At 55.3% G+C, this 17,321-nt stretch carries 16 protein-coding genes; 13 read left to right on the top strand and 3 right to left on the bottom strand.

Translation table 11 applies throughout. The annotated features are described in order from the left end of the window. Nucleotides 1–10: 10 nt before the first annotated feature. Nucleotides 11–1,804, bottom strand: coding sequence for an ABC transporter substrate-binding protein (locus tag H4Q31_RS12170; protein ID WP_185179340.1), 1,794 nt, complete (start codon nucleotides 1,802–1,804; stop codon nucleotides 11–13). Between the two features lie 118 nt (nucleotides 1,805–1,922). On the opposite strand from H4Q31_RS12170, the gene H4Q31_RS12165 reads away from it, so the two are divergent. From H4Q31_RS12165 to H4Q31_RS12130, 8 genes are all read left to right on the top strand, one after another. Further along, nucleotides 1,923–3,158 (top strand): MFS transporter, encoded by a 1,236-nt coding sequence (locus H4Q31_RS12165; protein WP_185179339.1) that lies wholly within the window; start codon nucleotides 1,923–1,925, stop codon nucleotides 3,156–3,158. Nucleotides 3,159–3,238: 80 nt separating this feature from the next. Beyond that, nucleotides 3,239–4,528 carry an MFS transporter gene (locus H4Q31_RS12160; protein ID WP_185179338.1) on the top strand — a complete coding sequence of 430 codons (1,290 nt, stop codon included), beginning with the start codon at nucleotides 3,239–3,241 and terminating at the stop codon, nucleotides 4,526–4,528. 130 nt (nucleotides 4,529–4,658) lie between these two features. Then, entirely contained in the window at nucleotides 4,659–5,231 is a 573-nt protein-coding gene (locus H4Q31_RS12155; protein ID WP_185179337.1) for a sulfurtransferase TusA family protein, read from the top strand. Between the two features lie 26 nt (nucleotides 5,232–5,257). Beyond that, the gene (locus H4Q31_RS12150) at nucleotides 5,258–6,406 is read left to right on the top strand and encodes an MBL fold metallo-hydrolase (RefSeq protein WP_185179336.1); all 1,149 of its coding nucleotides are present in this window, start codon (nucleotides 5,258–5,260) and stop codon (nucleotides 6,404–6,406) included. A 16-nt stretch (nucleotides 6,407–6,422) separates the two neighbouring features. Continuing rightward, nucleotides 6,423–6,650, top strand: a complete 228-nt coding sequence (locus H4Q31_RS12145; protein WP_185179335.1) for a sulfurtransferase TusA family protein — start codon at nucleotides 6,423–6,425, stop codon at nucleotides 6,648–6,650. Nucleotides 6,651–6,976: 326 nt separating this feature from the next. Further along, on the top strand, nucleotides 6,977–7,774 hold the full coding sequence (locus H4Q31_RS12140; RefSeq protein ID WP_185179334.1) for a sulfite exporter TauE/SafE family protein: 798 nt from the start codon (nucleotides 6,977–6,979) through the stop codon (nucleotides 7,772–7,774). A gap of 32 nt (nucleotides 7,775–7,806) precedes the next feature. After that, nucleotides 7,807–8,280: a DsrE/DsrF/DrsH-like family protein gene (locus H4Q31_RS12135; RefSeq protein WP_185179333.1), complete on the top strand. Its 474-nt coding sequence runs from the start codon at nucleotides 7,807–7,809 to the stop codon at nucleotides 8,278–8,280. Between the two features lie 19 nt (nucleotides 8,281–8,299). After that, a complete protein-coding gene (locus H4Q31_RS12130; protein ID WP_185179332.1) occupies nucleotides 8,300–8,575 on the top strand; it encodes a metal-sensitive transcriptional regulator in 276 nt (91 codons plus the stop codon). Nucleotides 8,576–8,582: 7 nt separating this feature from the next. Here the strand turns inward: H4Q31_RS12130 and H4Q31_RS12125 are convergent, their stop codons facing one another. Further along, a complete protein-coding gene (locus H4Q31_RS12125) occupies nucleotides 8,583–9,860 on the bottom strand; it encodes an MFS transporter (RefSeq protein ID WP_185179331.1) in 1,278 nt (425 codons plus the stop codon). 274 nt (nucleotides 9,861–10,134) lie between these two features. Between H4Q31_RS12125 and H4Q31_RS12120 the strand changes: the two genes are divergently transcribed. Then, entirely contained in the window at nucleotides 10,135–10,737 is a 603-nt protein-coding gene (locus H4Q31_RS12120) for a LysE/ArgO family amino acid transporter (RefSeq protein ID WP_185179330.1), read from the top strand. Nucleotides 10,738–10,753: 16 nt separating this feature from the next. Next, complete coding sequence (locus H4Q31_RS12115; RefSeq protein ID WP_245347482.1) at nucleotides 10,754–11,794, top strand: SGNH/GDSL hydrolase family protein; 1,041 nt, start codon at nucleotides 10,754–10,756, stop codon at nucleotides 11,792–11,794. Between the two features lie 2 nt (nucleotides 11,795–11,796). Here H4Q31_RS12115 and H4Q31_RS12110 read toward each other — a convergent pair whose 3' ends face one another. Continuing rightward, nucleotides 11,797–12,990 carry a NupC/NupG family nucleoside CNT transporter gene (locus H4Q31_RS12110; protein ID WP_185179329.1) on the bottom strand — a complete coding sequence of 398 codons (1,194 nt, stop codon included), beginning with the start codon at nucleotides 12,988–12,990 and terminating at the stop codon, nucleotides 11,797–11,799. A 469-nt stretch (nucleotides 12,991–13,459) separates the two neighbouring features. Between H4Q31_RS12110 and rsgA the strand changes: the two genes are divergently transcribed. The 3 genes from rsgA (at nucleotide 13,460) to H4Q31_RS12095 (ending at nucleotide 17,321) form a co-directional block, all read left to right on the top strand. Continuing rightward, nucleotides 13,460–14,590, top strand: coding sequence for a ribosome small subunit-dependent GTPase A (gene rsgA / locus H4Q31_RS12105; RefSeq protein WP_245347481.1), 1,131 nt, complete (start codon nucleotides 13,460–13,462; stop codon nucleotides 14,588–14,590). Nucleotides 14,591–15,180: 590 nt separating this feature from the next. Continuing rightward, nucleotides 15,181–16,701, top strand: a complete 1,521-nt coding sequence (locus H4Q31_RS12100; protein WP_185179327.1) for a malate:quinone oxidoreductase — start codon at nucleotides 15,181–15,183, stop codon at nucleotides 16,699–16,701. 128 nt (nucleotides 16,702–16,829) lie between these two features. Then, the gene (locus H4Q31_RS12095; RefSeq protein ID WP_185179326.1) at nucleotides 16,830–17,321 is read left to right on the top strand and encodes a hypothetical protein; all 492 of its coding nucleotides are present in this window, start codon (nucleotides 16,830–16,832) and stop codon (nucleotides 17,319–17,321) included.

Below are 17,321 nucleotides of genomic sequence, written 5' to 3'. Positions count from 1 at the left end.
CGGGTTGATCTTATCTTCTGATCCATATATCCTTGAAGTCCACCCACCCGCGCACGTTGACGTTCGCCCCCTGCAGCGAAGGGTGGAAGACGGTGCTCTGCCCCTCGTGGTAGAGAAAAAGAAGGCTCCGCTCCGCGCGGAGTCTGTCCTCTATCTCTTGATAGATCTGATGACGACGTTCTTGATCAGGCTGCTGCTTGGCTGCTCGCAATCGCTCGTCCACGAATTGGGCAATGGCCGGCTCGAGCAGGCTGCGGATGTAGCCTGATTCCAAATTCTCTATAAGTGATAACTCCACGTCCTCGTCGTATACATATCCCGCGAATATCATATCTGCTTCGCGTTGGCGCTCCGGGCAGCTCAATTCGGACAGAGGGAGAGAATGGTTCTCTATGCGAATGCCGATGGAGGATAGCTGCAGTCGGATCCAACTCGTGTTCCTCTCGTTGAAGTCCGAAGAAGCATAGCTGAACAGCCTCAATTCCTCCCCGCTATAACCGGATTCGGCAACGAGCGCCGCTGCTTGCGCAAGGCTTGTCTTGCGTATTCGGCTCTCCTGTTCTCGACGCACGAATCCGAAGGCTTCTTCCCGGTCAGGCGCGCCTAGATCTCGAATCATCTGCTGCCTATCCAGGGCTAAGTCGATTGCCTGTCTCAGTCGCGGATCGACTAACGGACCTTCTCTCCACAGGTTCATAGCTAAGAAGACGACACCGCTCTCCGTCTGCGTCACTTGGTTCCAATCCGGGTTGTGAGGCGTCTTCTGAAATGGATAATAATAGACCTCTTCGTCAGGAATGATGCCCAGAGCATTCTCTTGATCAGCCTCCGGGATGATCAGAATCTCGACGCGATCCAGATGCGGACGTCCGAAATAATAAGCGCGATGGGCCTCCAGAACGACCAGTGATTCATCGTTCCGGCTGATCTTCCATGGGCCGGTTCCGATAGGCAGACGTGAGAAGTTCGGTTCATCAGCCTGATCAAGCGGAAGAATGGAGGCGCAAGCCAAACATAAGTAACGGGGGAAAAGCGCATTGGGTCTGCGCAGCTCGAACTGCACAGCCGTGTCGCTCAGAACGATCACTTCCTGCAGCTCCAGAAATAGCGATCGATAGCCGGAGCCCGTCTTCGGATTCGTCAGCCGGTCTAACGTATATTTCACATCCGCTGCCGTCATCACGCGCCCGTGATGGAACGGCACATCTCTGCGCAGATAGAAGATCCAAGCCGCTCCATCGAGCTTCATCTCCCAATGATGGGCTAAGTGGGGAAGCGGACGCTGGGCTATGGGATCGAACCGAAGCAGCGTTTCCATTGTTTGACGGACGAGATGCGCTTCGGATCGGCGATAGACAGATGCCGGATCCAGGTGGAGCAGAGGCCGGTAGAACGGTACGCGAAGCGTGTCGGCCGCTATGGGCTTAGTCCTATCCGTTACTAGGCCGAAATGCTTCTGGAGCAATTGAAGGAATCGTGCGCTTACAGACTCGTCCCGGACTTCGTCTCGCATCCACTGGATCGCTTCGGCAACTCGTCCTTGGGCCAGCAGTTCAGTTGCTTCAAGGCCAATCAGTTGATCGCGGCTGATCCGGAATGTCAGGCTCGAGAGATGGCCTCTCCCGCGGCCCGGGACCCAATCGATCCACCGGCGCTCGGATAACTTCCTTAGAATCAGCGGAACATGCCGGAGCGTGCAGCCCAATATATCGACTAGCTGTTCTCGGCTTACTGGGAACGGCTCTCCGACTCCGGCTTCCCCCAAGCGTGAATATAATCGAAGGAAGTGCTCCAGATCTCTCATTTCGATGCATCTCCCTTAAAAGGTGATATTGCGATGATTCAAAGATACACTTTTTAATCACCTTTATCTAGCTATACTTAATTTTAGCTTTATTCGCGATATCGATAGGGAGGCCATCATGAACATCATTGCCGATGCGAAGCGAGAGAGCGGCGTCCGCGCAGCTTCTGCATGGAGGAATCGCAATTTCACGCTGCTGTATCTATCCGGCGCCGCGATCACGCTTGGCAGCAAGGTTTATGAATTGGCGCTGCCGCTCATCCTCTACGACCTTACCCGGTCGGAAGTGGCCATGACGACGATGCGGGCTATTGAGTTCCTGCCGAACCTGCTGCTGGCGATCTTCATCGGAGTTTGGGTTGATCGGGCGAACAAGAAGCGATGGATTCAGACGACGAATCTGCTGCAGGCTGTCTTTCTCTTGCTGTTGTTCTTCCTTCTGGAAGCCGGGCATCACAGCCTATGGATTTTTTATTCGATCGGATTTTTGTTAATGACATTAAATTATAGCTATGGGAACGGCCGCATCTCGCTGGCGAAGCAGGCGCTTCCGCGCGAGCTGTTGACGACTGCGAATGCCAAATTCTCCGCGGTATCGACCTTCGCCGACATCATGGGTCCGGCATTGTCGGGGTTTATTCTGCTGCTAGCCAATTTGAACTTCGGGCTGCTGTTTACAGCCATAGCCTTCGCCGTTGCCTTCGGGATTACGGCGATGCTGCCAGCCGATCAAGAAGCTGCGAAGCAAGCTCGCAGCTCCTTCTGGAGCGATCTTCGCGAGGGCTGGGTGGAACTGCGCCGGAATCGACCGCTATGGATGCTCACTTGGCTCGTGGTCTTCTTGAATTCGGCTTCCGGGCTCTACGACGCCGTGCTGATCTTCTACGCCAAAGACACGCTTGGACTAAGCGACCTTGAGGTAGGGCTTCTTCTATGCGCAGGAGGAGCAGGGGGATTGATCGGCTCCCAGTGGGTGACGTCATTGCGCAGCCGGCTCGGCACGGGCAAGCTGCTCGGGTTAACTCTCTTCATGTCGGCGGTGGCATCCATCCTTCTGTATTTTGCGCATAACGCCACCTTAATGGCTGTCTCGCTCTTCGTGTCGGGGCTGTTCGGCCTGATGCAGAGTGTGTGTATTTGGTCATTCCGTCAGGAATCGACACCCACCCATCTGATCGGGCGAATAAGCGGGGTGACGGGATCGATGTTCAAGCTGGGGCTTCCGTTCGTCCTCTTTGGCTCGGGCTTCGCCGCTCATGCCTTTGGAGCTTCGTTGATCTTCCTATTGGCGGTTGTCTTCTACTTGGCTATTCTGGTCGTTTACCGGTTCTTGCCCCTGTGGAGGCTGCCATGAAGCGTCTTCCAATTTAAGATTGACATTGACGATCATTTGTTCTATTATCCGGTGTATATCATGACAACGAAGGAGATATCATGAGTTTCTGGCAACTGCATCCAAATGTGAAGCTTCGAATTGTAATGAATTTCATCTTGAATGCCTTGACGAACATGTTCACGCCGTTCATGGCCGTCTACTTCGCGAAGACGCTCGGAACGACGGTTGCCGGAGTCGCAGCCATTCTCAGCGTTGTCGTCGGCTTGTTATCTGGCGTTATAAGCGGTCATTATGCGGACCGGATCGGCCGGAAGAAGCTGATGATCGTTGGCGAGACGACCGCCGGGGTTGCCTTGCTCGTCATGGCGCTCGTGAATTCGCCCTGGATGGAATCCGCGCCGCTGACGCTGATCATGGTGCTGCTAATGAGCGCCGGCACCGGCTTGATGAGGCCGGCGTTCGACGCGATGCTGATCGACGTCTCGACGCCGGAATCGCGTCCGGTCATGTACCGTATCATGTATTGGTCGAATAATCTGTCGTTTTCGATTGCGGGGATGCTGGGAGCGTATTTCTTCAGCCATTATTTGTTCGAGCTGTTCCTGTTCGTTGCGGTTGTGACCCTCATTGCGGTTGCAGTGACGCAGCTGTTCATCTTGGAGACGCTGCCGAAGGCGCTGGAAACGGAGAACGCCGCGGGGAAGAGAACGGGGCGATCGCTTAAGAGCACCAGTTTGCTGTTGAGCTATGGCAAGGTATTCAAAGATAAGACCTTCCTGATGTTCGTCATCGGGATGTGCTTGGTTAACTCCGTCGAGAAGAATTTGTATGAGTATATGGGCATTCGCCTCGAAGCTCAAATGCACGGCGCCGCTTGGCTGCCATGGTTGGACGCGCGCGTGGACGGACTTGCCATGCAAGGCTATCTGCGGACGGAGAATACGCTGCTGGTCGTTGTGCTGTCGCTCTTCATCGGCAAGCTGTTCCGCCGATCCGATGGCAGAATGATGCTGTTCGCGATCTTCCTGAATGTGATCGGCTACGCCTACTTGGCGTACGGCAATCTGCCGGCCGTTCTGCTCTTGTTCATGCTTATTGCGACGATAGGCGAATTGCTGTATGTGCCCATTATGCAGTCGCTGGAAGCCGATATTATCCCGGAAGATTCGCGCAGCGCTTACTTGGCGATAGGCGGAATGGGGTACCAGCTCGGGATTATCATCGCCGGCCTGAATGTCATTCTTGGCGGGTTTATCCCTTCAGGAGGAATGGCGCTGATGATCTTTCTGACCGGTATAGCGGCCATCTTCATTCTAATGTCCGTTATTCAGAGAGTGGCTGGACAGAAGGCGCCGGTTCAGACGACAGCGGGCCAGAGCACCACCTGATGCGCAATCGAAAGACCGTTCTCCAGCCGGAGAACGGTCTTTCGCATTTGATTGACAGCACCTAATATTCAATCTATAATCTATACCCATGGGGGTATGGGTAATGAATTATCAGAAGGGGGAAGCAGAGATGGCTGCGATTAAAGCGGATCAAACACTGGATTGCAAAGGATTGGCTTGTCCGATGCCGATCGTGAAGACGAAGAAGGCGATGGACCTGCTCGAAGCCGGCAAGGTCATTGAGGTGCTGGCTACGGATAAAGGTTCGCTTGCAGATATACAGGCATGGGCCAAGAATACGGGGCATCAGTATTTGGGCACTGTCATGGAAGGGGAGGTGCTCCAGCACTATCTTCGCAAAGCGAGCTCCGACGAAGCGATAGAGTCCAAGCGATACTCCGACACAATAGCTAATGAAGAGTTGAAGCAGAAGCTGGAACGAGGCGACCGAATGACGATCCTGGACGTTCGCGAGCCGGCGGAATACGCGTTCAACCGCATTCCCGGCGCGATATCGATCCCGCTGGGCGAATTGGAAGCTCGTCTAAGCGAGCTTCATCCGGAAGACGAGATCCAGGTCGTCTGCCGCACGGGAACGCGCAGCGACATGGCTTGTCAGCTGCTAGCTGAGAAAGGCTTTGCACGAGTGAACAATGTGGTGCCCGGCATGTCGGAGTGGACCGGTCCGACCGAGAACAATTAACCCTGAACGACAAGGAGGGACTACTTATGAACGCTTCGGCGGGAATCAAAGGGATGACATCCAAGGAATTGACGCGGCGGATCCTGGCGAAGGAAGACTTGTTTATTCTGGACGTACGCAATGAGAACGATTATAACGATTGGCGAATTGAAGGGGAGCGCATTGTTTCTCTTAACATTCCATATTTTGAACTGCTGGACGGTGTGGACAATGCGCTCGAACAGATTCCGGCGAACATGAAGCTTCTCGTCGTGTGTGCCAAGGAAGGCTCTTCGATGTTCGTGGCGGAACAGATTGCCGACGCCGGAAGGACGAATGTGCATTATCTTGAAGGCGGCATGAAGTCCTGGAGCGAGCACCTGGAACCAGTGTTCATTGGCGAGCTTCAAGACGGCGGCGCCGTCTATCAATTCCTCCGGTTGGGGAAGGGCTGCTTGTCCTACATGATCGTATCCGGAGGGGAAGCCGCCGTCATCGACGCCGCGCGGATGACGGATCGATACATGGCGTTCGCCCAAGCTCGCGGCATAACGATCAAGCATGTGCTTGATACGCATCTTCATGCGGATCATATCTCCGGCGGCCGCCAGCTGGCGGAGCGCACGGGAGCCGCTTATTGGCTGCCGCCAAAGGACGCCGAGGAAGTGACGTTTGCATACGAGAAGCTTGAAGACGGACGGGACATAACGGTCGGCAGAGCCGTGATTCGGATTCAACCAGTCTATTCGCCGGGGCATACGATCGGAAGCACGTCGTTCGTCGTGGACGCTCAGTATCTTCTCACCGGAGATATTCTCTTTATCGAATCCATCGGACGTCCCGATCTAGCTGGCCGCGCGGAAGATTGGGTTGGCGATCTTCGAGATACGCTGTACGATAAGTACAAAGAGCTATCCCCGGAGCTTCTCGTCCTTCCAGCCCATTATGGCAAGATGTCCGAACTTGGCGAAGGCGGCAAGGTCATGGCACGCTTGTCCGACTTGTATCGGCACAATCCTGGGCTGAACTTGCAAGAGGAAGAGGCATTCCGGCGCGCTGTAACCGAGAATCTGCCTCCGCAGCCGAACGCATACGAAGAGATTCGACAGGCGAATATGGGGAAGATAAAGCCAACCGAAGAAGAGCAGCGCGAGATGGAGACGGGTCCGAACCGGTGCGCCGTTCATGATCAATAACAGGAGGATGATTAGGATGCAAGCAGATATTATTGTCGATACCAAAGGGATGGCATGCCCGATGCCGATCGTACGGGCGAAGAAAGCGCTGGATACGATGACACCCGGCCAAGTGATGGAAGTGCTGTCGACGGACAAAGGCTCCGTGAACGACTTACAAGCATGGGTGAAGCAGATCAAGCAAGAACTCATCCAGCATGAAGTAGAAGACGGCGTCTACAAGTTCTATGTGCGGAAGTTGTAGACGGGGGCTAACGGATCAATCGGTTATATTCGGAGTTCCCGAAGGGTTTGACGGGTCATATACAATTTGAACGCCGAGGGCACCATAGTTCTCAACTTTGTAATGGCCGTCCGGGCAGGCTTTGGCGCTCCAGTCGGAGTCATGGCAGGCGATCAATCGCTTGCTGCAGACCGGGCATTTATCCTCGAACAGCCGTTTGAGTGAAGCGAACATGGTCAAACCCCCATTTCTGATGAACTTACTTGGTTATATTATACGCAATTAACTTCCATAGGTATACGGCAAAATGGCCGGACAAGCAGAATTTTCTCGGAAGGAGCCTCATCTTGGATATTGTGTTAATCATCATCATGCTGGCATTGGGGCTGGTCGGCTCCTTCTTCTCCGGTCTGCTCGGGATCGGCGGCGCCATTATTAACTATCCACTGCTCCTGTACATTCCGCCTTTGTTCGGAGAAGCTTCGTTCACCACACATGAAGTCTCTTCGATCAGCATGTTCCAAGTGTTCTTCTCGTCGCTCGCCGGCGTGATCGCCTTCCGCAGACGGAGCAAGAGAGGCAAAGCTAGCGGTGCCGTTAACAAAGGGCTGGTCATTTATATGGGAGCCAGCATTCTGGTCGGAAGCCTGATCGGCGGCTTCGTCTCCGGCCATCTGCATGGGAACATCATCAATCTAATCTACGGGATTCTAGCAGTTCTGGCTGTTATTCTGATGCTCATACCGACCAGAGGCAGGGAGGAGCAGCCGCCGGGCCAGCTTCAGTATCACCGAGGCATTGCGGTCACGGCCGCATTCCTCGTCGGCTGCGTGTCCGGTGTCGTCGGCGCGGGAGGCGCCTTCATTCTGATCCCGATCATGCTGACGGTTCTCATGATACCGACCCGAACGACCATTGCGTCCTCGCTGGCCATCGTGTTCATATCGGCGATTGGCGGTGTGATCGGCAAGCTCACAGGCGGAGACATCCCCTTGTGGCCGACAGTCGTCGCCGTCGTCGGCAGTGTCATCGGGGCGCCGATCGGTTCGATGATTAGCTCGAGAATCAATGTGAAGCTGCTTCGGTACGCTCTTGTCGTGCTTATAGCCGCAACGGCGGTTAAGGTTTGGTTATCCATTATATGAAAATCATTGAAGAAAGCGGGTCTAAACGGATCATGAGAGAGAAGACGACGATTGTCCTATTCAGCGGGGATTTGGACAAAGCGATAGCAGCCTTCATTATCGCTAACGGAGCTGCAGCTTACGACCATGATGTCACGATCTTCTTCACCTTCTGGGGCTTGAACGCCTTGCGGAAGGACGAAGCGGTGAAGACGAAGAAGGGGATTCTGGAGAGAGCGTTCGCTTGGATGATGCCGCGCGGACCGAAGAAGCTCGGATTGTCGAAAATGAATTTTGCCGGCATGGGGCCCCAGATGATTAAACACGTCATGAAGAAGCACAATGCGCTCTCGCTGCCGCAGCTCATCGAGCTCGCGCAAGAGCAAGGCGTCAAGCTCGTCGCCTGCACGATGACGATGGATCTGCTCGGTCTGCAGTCGGAAGAGCTGATCGACGGTATCGAGTACGCAGGCGTAGCCGGATACCTTGGAGATGCGTCTAATGCGAAGGTGAATCTCTTTATCTAATGAAAGTGGGGGACGAACGATGGAACACCACTACAACTATACGGAAGAAATGAAGATGCGCCTGCGCCGAATTGAAGGCCAAATACGCGGCGTGCTTCGGCTGATGGAAGAGGAGAAGTCTTGCAAGGAAGTGGTGGCGCAGCTGTCGGCGGTGCGCAACGCTTCGGATAAGGCAATTGCCCAGATTGTCGCCGAGAATCTTCAGCAGTGCATTATGGCCGAGCAGCAGAGCGGCGGTCAGGACACCGGCAAGCTGGTGAAGGAGGCGATCGAGCTGCTGGTGAAGAGCCGCTGACGCCAGGCTACAATGATCGACCAGGCGCAGCTTGCAGCGGCAATCTTCTGCCTTCCAGCTTCGGCAAGATCGACATCATGATGAACATGGCGATCAGTCCAGTCACGAGAATGAGCGCCGACATGCCCCAGGCGGAGAAGAATCCGCCAAGAATGACATTCAAGCCGGCAATCATGGTGCTCACTTGATAGCTCATTCCGTTGACCGCCATATAAGCGCTGCGGGAGCCGTCCGGCACCAGATTAGCCAGCAGCGCCTGCATGATCGGGAGATACAGCACCTCGCCGACTGTTGCGATGAACATGAACAGGATGAGCAGAGACGGCTGGCTGCCGAGCGCGATGTAGGTATACCCGATCACATTCAAGGCTATCGCGATCAGCATCATGCGGCCGTCCGAGCGCCTGAACAGCCTGCCGATGAAGAGGGACAGCACGACGACGAGCAGCGTGTTCTCCGTGCGAAGGAAGCCCAGCATCTCAAGTCCGCTCACATGCCCGCTTAGCCACGGGAGCCAAGCGGCTTCCTGCATCTGATCCTCCAACCGAATGCTCATATAATTCGAGAGGTTCCGTTCGATGGATACCGTCAGCAGCCCGGCGAGCAGGTACAGCATGAAGGTCGAATCGCGGACGACCAACCGATAGCTTGCCCACAGGGACGTTCTCTTCGAGAGAGAGGCGTCCTTGTTCGCGTTAGCGTTCCTCAAGTCCGGCATCGTCTCCGAGATGAACAGCTGCATCACGAGGACGGTGATCAGCGACATAGCCGCGACGAAGATAAAGATCTCGAACAGATAGTCGCTGAACAAATAAGCTCCAACGACACCCGCGATGGACAATGACAAGTTCTTCGCCCAATAATTGACGCGATAGATGCTCTTGCGCGTCTCCGGCGCCGAGACGTCGATGAGCATCGCGTCGATGGCCGGCCTGCCAAAGCCCGCTCCCGCATTCATGACCAGAGTCATCCCGAACGTGAGAATGGCGGAATGCAGCCAGGGCGAATTCGCCAGCGCCATCGTGCAGAATGCGGCGGTGCAGAGCATCTCGGAATAAACCATTATTCGCTTCCGGCCGAATCGGTCTGCGTAATAGCCTCCTAACGCGGCGAATACAAGGCTGACCACGACCGCGAGAATGGCTGCCGCTCCCGCAGCCGTCGTTCCGAGAGACTTCGCGAAGTAGACCGCCATGAACGGCGTGAACATGTTGGTCAGCAGATTATTCGTGAAGTTCAAGATTAGGCGAAGCTTAACGTTCGGATGGAATTGAAGAAAGCCCATGCTGTCACCTGATTTCGTGAGTGGATCGGGAAATGCTCGTTGAATTGTTTGCTTGATTGTTTACTCGATTGGCTGCTTGATTACTTGCTCGATCGCTTGCTTGATTGCTTATTCAACTGTCATTAGTTTCATTGAGTGCAACATAATGTCACTTAATGAAACTTCGTTTCGATATCATATAATCATTATACCGATCTGTCAAGATCCTCCAACTACATGCTATAATTAGGGGCAAGTACCGTTGCTAGACTGCGTACCAGAAGGGGAACATCGGATGACAGCAGCGTTAGTGCACGGATTTCTTCTGTCCCTGGGGCTCATATTGCCGCTGGGGGTTCAGAATGTTTATGTCTTCAATCAAGGAGCGTTGCAGCCTCGCTGGATCAAGGCGCTGCCGGTCGTCATTACAGCCGCCGTATGCGATACGCTCTTGATCTTGGCTTCCGTATTAGGCGTATCCTTGCTCATCTTAAGCTCAGTATGGGTGAAGAACATTCTCGTATGGGGAGGCTGTCTCTTCTTAATTTATATGGGGTGGAGCACATGGAACAGCAAGCCGAGCCAGACGAATGAGACGGCGAACAACTTCTCGTTCAAGAAGCAGGTGCTGTTCGCGGCGTCTGTCTCCTTGCTCAATCCTCATGCTATTCTGGATACGGTTGGGGTCATCGGGACCAGCTCATTAAGCTACCATGGCTCTGCGAAAATGTTCTTTACGATCTCGTGCATGTTCGTCTCGTGGATCTGGTTCATCGGCTTGTCATTGGCCGGCCGCATCATCGGGAGCATGGACCGCAACGGCACCTTCATCCTGGTCTTGAATAAGATCTCAGCCGTCGTCATGTGGGGATCGGCTGTGTATTTGATCTTACGCTGAATAGGGAGTGATCGAGTTGCTGCAATGGCATTCGCCGATGGAGAAGCCGTTCTCCATCAATGGCTTTCCCTGGTTTGACGAGGATAAGCGGTATCGCCGGCTGCCGGCCGCGCCAGCCGTCCCGCTGCCGCTGTCTGTCGATAAGCTGGCAGACTGCACGGCAGGAGGGCAAATCCGCTTCCGGACGAATTCCTCCCGGTTAACGATCCGCGTGAAGCTCGCCGGCCGCGCCGACATGGATCATATGCCCGCCACCGGACAGTGCGGGTTCGATTGCTACTTAGGCGCGCCTGGGGAACAGCGGTATGTGAGCACGGCCCGTGTCGACCTTACGGCAGAGGAATACGAAGCGACTCTCTATGATTGGAAGCGGAAGCAGGATCAGTTGATAACGTTGCACTTTCCGCTCTATCAAGGCGTGAAGGAAGTCTGGATCGGCGTCGATGCGGACGCCGTCATCGACGCTGCGCCTGCTCTCGCAAGCGACAAGCCGGTTGTCCTATACGGTACGTCCATCACCCAGGGAGGGTGCGCGACGCGGCCCGGAATGGCTTACCCGAACATCCTCAGCCGCCGTATCCCGCTGCCCTTCGTCAACCTCGGCTTCTCCGGCAGCGGCAAAGGCGAACCGGAGGTAGCCCGCACGATCGCCGATATCGCGAACCCGGCATTGTTCGTGCTCGATTACGAGGCGAATGCGGGAACCCCGAGCGATATGGCGGCTACGCTTCCTCCGTTCATCCGTATCTTGCGTGAACGCCATCCGGATACGCCCATTCTAGTGCTCTCCAAGATCCGCTTCGCAGGCGAACTCTTCTATGAGGAACAGCGGCAGTTAAGCGAAGAACGCAGGAAGATTCAATCCGATACCGTCACCCGGCTTCGAGAGGAAGGGGACCTTAACGTTCGCTTCTTCGACGGTTCTACGCTGCTCGGCGATGAGGATGCGGAGGAATGCACGGTGGACGGCGTTCATCCGACCGACCTCGGATTCCTGCGCATGGCGCGAACGCTCGAGCCCGTCATTCGGGAGCTCGTGAACCGGGAGCTCGTCTAGGGTCACCACACGAACAATCCGACTACCATCGCCGTGAGGAACGAGACCAGCAGCCCCGATGCCAGCAGACGCCAAGTTTGAGCGGCGACGAAGGACGTCTTCTCCTGATCGAAGAGCGCCTTCACGCTGCCGAGGATGATCCCGACAGTGGAGAAGTTGCAGAAGGAGACGAGGAACGAGGAGATGACCGCCTCGGTGTGCTTGTCCAGCGTCGGCAGAATCGGACTTAGATGGCCCATGGCGACGAACTCGTTCGTGGCCAGCTTCTCTCCCATGAACTGCGCGACCGTGAACACCTTCACAGGCGGCACGCCCATGAGGTAGGCGAAGGGGGAGAAGACGACGGCAAATACATTTTCGAGCGTCAGACGGTCGTGAAATAGGCCCAGAATGCTGTTGATGCAGGCGATCAGCGCGGTGAAGCCCATCAAGGCAGCGGCAATAATGAGCGCTAATTTGCCGCCGGTCAGCATGCTCGCGGTAATGACGTCGAAGAAGTTCCGCCTCTCCGCCGCAGTTCGCTTATACACAACGTTCTCTTCCTTGCTCACTTTGTACGGATTCATAATGGACGTCATGATGAGCGCCCCGATCGCATTTAAGGGGATCGCCATGAGGACATAGGTCGGGTTGATGAGCTGCATGTAACCGCCCAGCACGCTTACGCTGATGCAGGACATTCCGAGCATGCAGCAGGTGAGAAGACGTTGGTTGCTCATCCGCGCCAGCTGTTCTCGCGTGATGGCCAGAACTTCATTGTTGCCGAGGAACATGACTTGTGTCGCGAAGAAGCTCTCGAACCGCGGCGTCCGCGTTAGCTTGGACAGAATCCATCCGATGGTGTTGATGATGGCGGGTAGAATCCCGAAGAAGGTTAAGATATCGAAGAACACGACGATGAAGATGATCGGCATCAAGACGGAGATGAAGAACGGAATATCGGCGCCGCCGGCCAGATTGCCGAATACGAACTGAATGCCGGACATCGAGCAATCGAGCAGCCAGAGGAAGAAGTCGGAGACGGCTTGAATGATGCGCTGGCCGATCGCGGTCGAGAGCATGATCCACGTCGCGATCAGTTGCAGCACGAACATGATGAGGAGCGACAACGCGTCGATTCTCTTGCGATCCATGGATCCAAGATAGGCTAACCCGAATACGACCACAATCCCGATACAATTGAGCACGAAGGGCATGATGGGTTTCCTCCCGCCTGAGATCACTGCGCGTAGGATGTCCTCAAATGGCAGGCGGTATCCAAATAGCCCGGTTTATAGGTTGTCTGCCGCGGAACGCGGGGCGCAAGGGTGGATATCAATGACGGATGATGGGCGGACCGTATTGGCTGTAGTTGACAAACGAGGAACAAACTCCATATAATAAGCACATCTCAAACAAGGAGGCTGATGATTATGAGCAAAGCGCTGTCGATTGTATCGTTTGAATCTGTCGTGTCGTTTGCTGCTGTTCTTCATATGTCTCGGCCTCAACGGACCGCTTTCTAACGTTTACATGTTGGAAGCCGTTACCGCATGGGACCGAGAATGGTTCCGTGCGGTTTTTTCGTTTGTGCTTGCGCCGCGGGAGCTTACGTTCCTTGCGGCTTTTTTTTGTTGTGAATTGTGTATGTCCATTCTAAACCTTCAATTTAAAGGAGATCACCATTTGAATCTTAATACAATTGCACACGAATTACTGAAGACTTATGGCTGGAATGACCACTGGGAAAATGCGGCAAGCCAGCTGTCCGAGAAATACCGCCAGCTGACGCCAGCTCGAGTGATGGCCCAGCACTCCCACTCTTATCAGATCATGACGCCGGACGGCGAGCAGACGGCTGTCGTGTCCGGCAAGTATGAATTCCAGGCGCAGCTGCGCAGCGATTTCCCTGCGGTCGGCGACTGGGTAATGACCGAGCCGATGCCCGGCGAGCAGCGTTCGATCATCCACGCGATGGTACCCCGCCGCAGCGCGATGATCCGCCGGGCGGCAGGCGGCGTCATGGATGACCAAGTCGTCGGCGCCAATATGGATTATCTGTTCATTACATCCGCGTTGAACGAGGACTTTAATGTCCGGCGGATCGAACGCTATATGATCACAGCGTGGGAGAGCGGCGCGACACCGGTTATTCTGTTGACCAAGGCCGATCTGTGCGACGAGCCTGTGGTGTACAAGAATGAGGTGGAAGCTGTAGCGCCCGGCGTTCCTGTCCACTTCGTGAGCGCATTGCGCGATCAAGGCAAGGAGCAGCTCGCGCCGTACATGCGGCCAGGCGCAACGATTGCCGTTACCGGATCCTCCGGCGTCGGCAAGTCCACGCTGCTCAATTGGCTGGCCGGCGAAGAGAAGCAGCATACGTCCGGCATCCGCGAGAGCGACGCGCGCGGCCGGCATACGACCACGCATCGCGAGCTGTTCCTGCTGCCCGGCGGCGCGCTCGTCTTGGATACGCCGGGCATGCGCGAGCTGCAGCTGTGGGATGCGCAGGACGGCTGGGAGCAGGCGTTCTCCGATATTGAGGAGCTCGCCGCGCAGTGCCGTTACCGCGATTGCAAGCATAACGGCACCGAGCCGGGATGCGCTGTGACAGCGGCAATCGCCGAAGGCACGCTGGATGCGCGCCGGTTCTCGAATTACAAGAAGACGGAGCGCGAGCTCGCTCATCTGGCGCGCAAGGAGAGGGCGACCGCCAAGAAGCACTCGAAGCAAGCCGGAGGCAAGTCGGCTGGAGGCAAGCCTGCCGTCGCCAAAGCGCGCAAGTCGAGCCGCGATTATGCGGAAGAGCTCGATTGAGCTCTCTCCCGCTGCATGAAGGAGGGGTTGTCCCGCACGAAATCACCGATAGTGACGAAGGGTAAGGGACAGCCTTAACTGACTGGCCCAAGATGTGAGCGCAACCCGAGAGATTCGGGCAAGAGCATCGCAAAGTCCCGCAAGCGCCCCTGCAGCCCGAGTTCGAGAGGCATGGGTGCCGCCGATTCTATGAAGACGGCCGCTCACTAGAGAAGCTGCAGAATAAAGAGGCAACTGTCGAGCAACGGACAGTTTTATAGGGATAAGTTTTTTTTGTTGGGATGCAAAAGAATTTGTATCATTCTCCCAGAGAATGGCCAGAATGATCTAGCCGGGAGCGATTGCGGGGGAGAAATGGCGGTCTGACGCGCATGTTGGCGGACGGAACCGCCTTTTTTGACGCCTGCAGTTCCCTTCAGTTGAAGAACGAAGGAAATTTATCGCGAATATAGTAAATAAATAATAGCGATACACTGTGATATAATGTAGCCATATTAGCTGTGACATTAGGCCGGGCTAGGCTTGCTGCAGCGCATAAGCAGGAGAGCTTGCATCCAATCAGCAAATCTTAGGGTACGAGGATGGTAAAGATGAGCAACGGACAAACGAAAACTGACGTGATCTTGATCGGCGCCGGCATCATGAGCGCGACGTTAGGGTCGCTGCTGAAGGAATTGAAGCCGGACTGGGATATTACCTTGTTCGAGAGACGCGCAATCCCGGGAGAAGAGAGCTCTAACGAATGGAACAACGCCGGAACCGGGCATTCCGCGCTGTGCGAGCTCAACTACACTGTCGAGAAGCCCGACGGTTCCATCGATATCGGCAAAGCGATCAAAGTGAATGAAGAGTTCCAAGTATCCAGGCAGTTCTGGTCTTATCTGGTGAGAAGCAGCTTGATCCGCAATCCGCGCGAATTTATCTATCCGGTCCCTCACATGAGCTTCGTGCAAGGGGAGAAGGATGTCGCCTTCCTGAAGAAACGCTATGAAGCTCTCGCGAGCAATCCTCTGTTCCAAGGAATGGAGTTCTCCGACGATCCAGCGAAGCTGGAAGAGTGGATACCGCTCATGATGCGAGACCGCCAAGGGAATCAGCCGATCGCGGCTACGAGAAGCGAGGCGGGCACGGACGTCAACTTCGGCGCGCTCACCCGGACCCTAATTACCCATCTCAAAAATAAGAACGTCGACATCAACTACAGCCATCAGGTAGAGGATATCAAGCGGACAAGCGACGGTTCGTGGGAGTTGAAGGTGCGGAATCTGGCCGGCGGCACCATCGAACGCATCGCCGCTAAGTTCGTCTTTATCGGCGGGGGCGGCGGAAGCCTGCATCTGCTGCAGAAGTCCGGCATTCCGGAAGGCAAGGGCGTCGGCGGCTTCCCGGTCAGCGGCCTGTTCATGGTATGCCAGAACCCCGAGGTCGTGGCGCAGCATCACGCCAAAGTATATGGCCAAGCTCCTGTCGGCGCGCCGCCGATGTCGGTTCCGCATCTGGATACCCGCTTCATCGACGGCAAGGAATCGCTGCTCTTCGGACCGTTCGCCGGCTTCTCGCCGAAGTTCTTGAAGTTCGGCTCCATGTTCGACCTGATCACTTCGGTCAAACCGCATAACCTCGTCACGATGCTGGCTGCAGGCGTGAAGAACGCTTCGCTAACGACTTATCTCATCAAGCAAGTGATGTTGTCGAAGGAGAAGCGGATGGAAGCGCTGCGCGAATTCGTCCCGAACGCCCGGAGCGAGGATTGGGACTTGATCGTCGCAGGCCAGCGCGTGCAGATTATTAAGGACACGGCTTCCGGCGGCAAGGGCACGCTTCAATTCGGCACGGAAGTCATCAGCGCCGCAGACGGTTCGATCGCCGCGCTGCTTGGTGCGTCCCCTGGCGCTTCGACCGCGGTATCCGTCATGCTCGAGGTCATTCAGAAGTGCTTCCCGCAGCAGATCAAATCGTGGGAGCCGAAGCTCAAAGAGATGATCCCGTCCTATGGCTTGAAGCTGCTGGATCACCCGGAGCTCATTCAACATATTCAATCGACAACCGCGCAGACGCTGGGACTAAGCGAGCATGTGCCAGCGAAGGAAGCAAGCTTGACCGTATCGTAATATCGCAAGACGCCTAACGGCTCCAAGCAGGGAAGTCTCTTCCCGCGTGGAGCCGTTGTTGCCGTGAAGATGCAATTTGCGGAGGAAGGGCATATACATAAGGAAAAACTAAAGGGGCGAATGCTCTCATGAGATATACGGTGCAATATATCCCCCTTAGCAAGATTAAGCCCGGATTGTCTGTCCAGCTCACGAAGCGAATGAAGGAGCTTCGAAGAACCGCACGGGATTGCATGCATCTGATGGTCGTGCGCAAGAGCCGCAAACAAGGCGGCTACGTCCTGGTAAGCGGCAGCAGCCACTACGAGTTCCTGAAGAAGCATTCGAGGAAGGCAGCCGCTCCTTGTCTGATAGACGAGAGCAAAGCTTCGGCTCATTTCGCCTCATTGGTGCATCGCGTGCGCAAGCGCAAGCTGCCCTATGAGGTGCCGTATTTGAAGCGGGAACACACGCCGGCTAGCAGCTGGGCGATTATCCGCAGGTTCTTGAAGCAGGAGCCCCGCTTCCAGCATCTATCCCGCAGACAGCAATTGCGGGTGCTCCGGCTAGGGCTGCAATATAAGAGAACAACCGTCTCGTCCATGAAGGCGATGGTTTACGAGCTGCTGAGCAACAAATAG

Source organism: Cohnella lubricantis, assembly GCF_014212015.1.
Taxonomy (GTDB): Bacteria; Bacillota; Bacilli; order Paenibacillales; family Paenibacillaceae; genus Cohnella; species Cohnella lubricantis.
The sequence above is the reverse complement of the archived record's forward strand: the minus strand, read 5'-3'. Positions and strand labels throughout refer to the sequence as shown.